The following is a 3437-nucleotide window of genomic DNA, read 5'->3' as shown; positions in this document are numbered from 1 at the left end:
AAAAATAAAAATTCATAATATATGAACTTTTATTAAAATATAGATTATTAAAAAATATAATATATTTATAAAAATAATGAACAAAAAAAATAAAAAATTGATAAATTAAAAATCATATTTAAAAGAAGTAAAATATAGAAAATAAAATAAGAGGTGAATTTATATGAGAGTAGTATTGAAGTATGGTGGAAGTTCAGTAGCGACTTTAGAAAAAATATCTAAAATAGCTGATTATATAAAAGAATTAAAAGAAAAAATTGATGAAATAATTATAGTAGTTTCAGCAATGGGAAAAACAACAGACGAATTATTAAAAAAAGCTTATTCTTTAGCTGGAACTCCTAATAAAAGAGAGATAGATATGTTAATAAGTACAGGTGAACAACAAAGTGCAGCATTATTATCAATAGCTTTAAACTCTATAGGGTGTGATGCTATATCTTATACAGGATATCAAATAGGACTAAGAACAGTTGGAGAATATGGAAATAGTGAGATTATAAATATAGATAAAAATTTTTTAGAAAAACAATTGAAAGAACAGAAAGTAGTTATAGTAGCTGGATTTCAAGGAGTTAATGACAGTGGAGATATAACAACTTTAGGAAGAGGTGGTTCAGATACAACAGCGGTAGCTTTAGCTGGAGTTTTAGGTTGTGAATGTAGAATTTATACAGATGTAGATGGAGTTTATACAGATGATCCAAGAAAAAATAATTTAGCTACTAAAATTGAAAAAATATCTTACGATGATATGGAAAAAATGTCAAAAAATGGAGCTAAAGTAATGGAAACAAAGGCAGTAGTAATAGGGAAAAAATATAAAGTACCAATTTTTGTAGGTGAAAGTTTAGGAAGTGAAAAAGGAACTTATATAGTCGAATAAATAGAAAAAATAAAAAATGAATTGAAATTTTTATCTATAGAAGATAAGATAAAAGGAAGATAGTGGATAAAGCTATTTAATCACAACTTAGTAATGGAGGGTAGCCAATGTTTAAAGGATCAGGAGTAGCACTAATTACACCATTTAACGAAGATATGAGTGTGAATTATTTAAAAGTATCAGAATTAGTAGAATATCATTGTGAAAATAATACAGATGCTCTTATAATTTTAGGAACAACAGGGGAAGCAAGTACACTTACGGATGATGAAAAAGTTAAAATTGTAGAAACTGTACTAGAAGTAAATAAAAAGAGACTACCTATAATAGTTGGAGCAGGTAGTAACAATACAATCCAAGCAATTGAAATGTCTAAAAAGTATGAAAAGTTAGGTGTTGATGGATTATTGTTAGTAACTCCTTATTATAATAAAGGAAATGAAGATGGAATATATAAACATTTTGTTTCTATAGCTGAGTTTGTGAATCTTCCTATAATGTTATATAACGTTCCTGGAAGAACAGGAGTTAATTTATCGATTAATTTGTTGAAAAAATTAGCTAAACATAAAAATATAGTAGCTTTAAAAGAAGCTAGTGGAGATATATCTTATGCGTGTGAAGTTGCAAGATTAGTTCCAGAGTTAGCGTTATATTCAGGAAATGATGATATAACTATTCCTTTGATGTCAATAGGTGCTGTTGGAACAGTCTCGGTTTTAGCTAATATAGAGCCTAAGGTAGTTCATAATATGGTTGAAAATTTTTTTAATGGTGATGTAAAAGAAGCTCAAAGACTACAATTAAAATATAATGGATTGGTTAAATCTCTATTTTTAGAAGTTAATCCTATTCCAGTAAAAGAAGCAATGAATATTTTAGGAAAAGGTGTTGGAAAATGTCGTTTACCTTTAGGTGATATGGAAGAGAAAAATATAGCTATATTAAAAAAAGAATTAGAAGAAGTAGGTGAAGTAGTTTGAGAATAGCTATGCATGGAACGGGAACAATGGGAAAAACTATTCGAGATATTGGTGATGATAAAATAGTCGCTTTTGTAGATAGGATTGAAGAAATAAATATAAATGAAAAAATAGATGTTGTTGTAGATTTTTCACATTTTAGTAAATTAAATGATTTATTAGATAGATGTGTAGAGAGAAATTATCCTTTAGTAATAGCAACAACAGGTTATAGTGGTGAAACTTTAGAAAAAATTGTAGAAGCTTCGAAGAAAATACCGATATTATTATCCTCGAATACTTCTTTAGGTATAAATGCTATAAATAGTGTATTGGAAAAATTAGTTCCAAAGTTAGAAGAAAATTTTGATATAGAAATAATTGAAAAACATCATAATAAGAAAATAGATTCACCTAGTGGAACTGCGATTACTCTTTTAGAAACAATCCAAAAATCTTTGCACGAGAAATACAATGTTGTTTATGGAAGAGAAGGGATGACTAAAAGAGAAAAGAAAGAGATTGGAATTCATGCAATAAGAGGTGGAACGATTGTAGGAGAACATACAGTCATTTTTGCAGGAGAAGATGAGATTATAGAGATATCTCACAAGGCTTTATCGAAAAAAATATTTGCAGTTGGTGCGTTGAAATGTGCTGATTTTATTATAGGTAAGCAACCTAGATTGTATACAATGAAAGATATCTTTAATTAGGAGAGTGGTATAAAGTGAGACTAGAAACAGCTGAAGAGTTAATAAATTTTATAAAAAATTCACAAAAGAAAACTTTAACTAAAGCTTATATAAATGGAATTGTAGATTTTAAAAATGAAAATATTTTTGTTTTTAAAGGTGAAGAGGGAAGTATTTTAATCGGAGATTGGAAAGATATTGAAGAAGTAATAGAAAAAAATAAAAAAAGTATAACAAACTATTTTGTAGAAAATATTGCTAGAAATTCTGGTGTTCCACTTCTTGATACTAAAAATATAAATGCAAGAATTGAACCAGGTGCTATAATAAGAGATAAAGTAAAAATAGGTGACAATGCTGTTATAATGATGGGTGCTGTAATAAATATAGGAGCAGAAATTGGAGAAGGAACTATGATAGACATGAACGTGGTGTTAGGTGGAAGAGCTATTGTAGGAAAAAGATGTCATATAGGTGCTGGAACAGTTTTAGCTGGAGTAATAGAACCGCCATCAGCTCAACCAGTTGTGATAGAAGATGATGTTATGATAGGTGCTAATGCAGTTGTTATAGAGGGTGTAAGAGTTGGAAAAGGTGCAGTGGTAGCGGCAGGAGCTATTGTATTACAAGACGTTCCTGAAGGTGCAGTAGTAGCAGGAAATCCTGCTAAAATTATAAAATTAAAAGATGAGAAGACAAGTGGAAAAACAAAACTTGTTGATGATTTAAGAAAATAAAATGGAAAAAATTTAAAGATAGAAAATCTAAAACTTTCTATCTTTTTTTTATGTCTAATAAAAAAAATGAAAAAAATTTTAAAAAAATAAAAAAAGTAGTTGACGAAGTTTAAAAATTATGGTACTATTATTTTTGTCAGCGGGAAACACCGCAGAC

At 28.4% G+C, this 3437-nt stretch carries 4 protein-coding genes; all 4 read left to right on the top strand.

Annotated elements, in window-relative coordinates:
• Positions 1–163: 163 nt before the first annotated feature.
• The 4 genes from HMPREF0202_RS04355 (at position 164) to dapD (ending at position 3280) form a co-directional block, all read left to right on the top strand.
• Positions 164–886 carry an aspartate kinase gene (locus HMPREF0202_RS04355; protein WP_023052076.1) on the top strand — a complete coding sequence of 241 codons (723 nt, stop codon included), beginning with the start codon at positions 164–166 and terminating at the stop codon, positions 884–886.
• A gap of 107 nt (positions 887–993) precedes the next feature.
• Positions 994–1869, top strand: coding sequence for a 4-hydroxy-tetrahydrodipicolinate synthase (dapA, locus tag HMPREF0202_RS04350; protein WP_023052075.1), 876 nt, complete (start codon positions 994–996; stop codon positions 1867–1869).
• Positions 1866–2564, top strand: a complete 699-nt coding sequence (gene dapB, locus HMPREF0202_RS04345) for a 4-hydroxy-tetrahydrodipicolinate reductase (protein ID WP_040406349.1) — start codon at positions 1866–1868, stop codon at positions 2562–2564. The genes dapA and dapB overlap by 4 nt, the downstream gene beginning before the upstream one ends.
• A 14-nt stretch (positions 2565–2578) precedes the next feature.
• Positions 2579–3280, top strand: a complete 702-nt coding sequence (gene dapD / locus HMPREF0202_RS04340; RefSeq protein ID WP_023052073.1) for a 2,3,4,5-tetrahydropyridine-2,6-dicarboxylate N-acetyltransferase — start codon at positions 2579–2581, stop codon at positions 3278–3280.
• Positions 3281–3437 lie beyond the last annotated feature (157 nt).

Origin of the sequence: Cetobacterium somerae ATCC BAA-474, from assembly GCF_000479045.1 — a bacterium.
Classification (GTDB): Bacteria; Fusobacteriota; Fusobacteriia; order Fusobacteriales; family Fusobacteriaceae; genus Cetobacterium_A; species Cetobacterium_A somerae.
The sequence above is the reverse complement of the archived record's forward strand: the minus strand, read 5'-3'. Positions and strand labels throughout refer to the sequence as shown.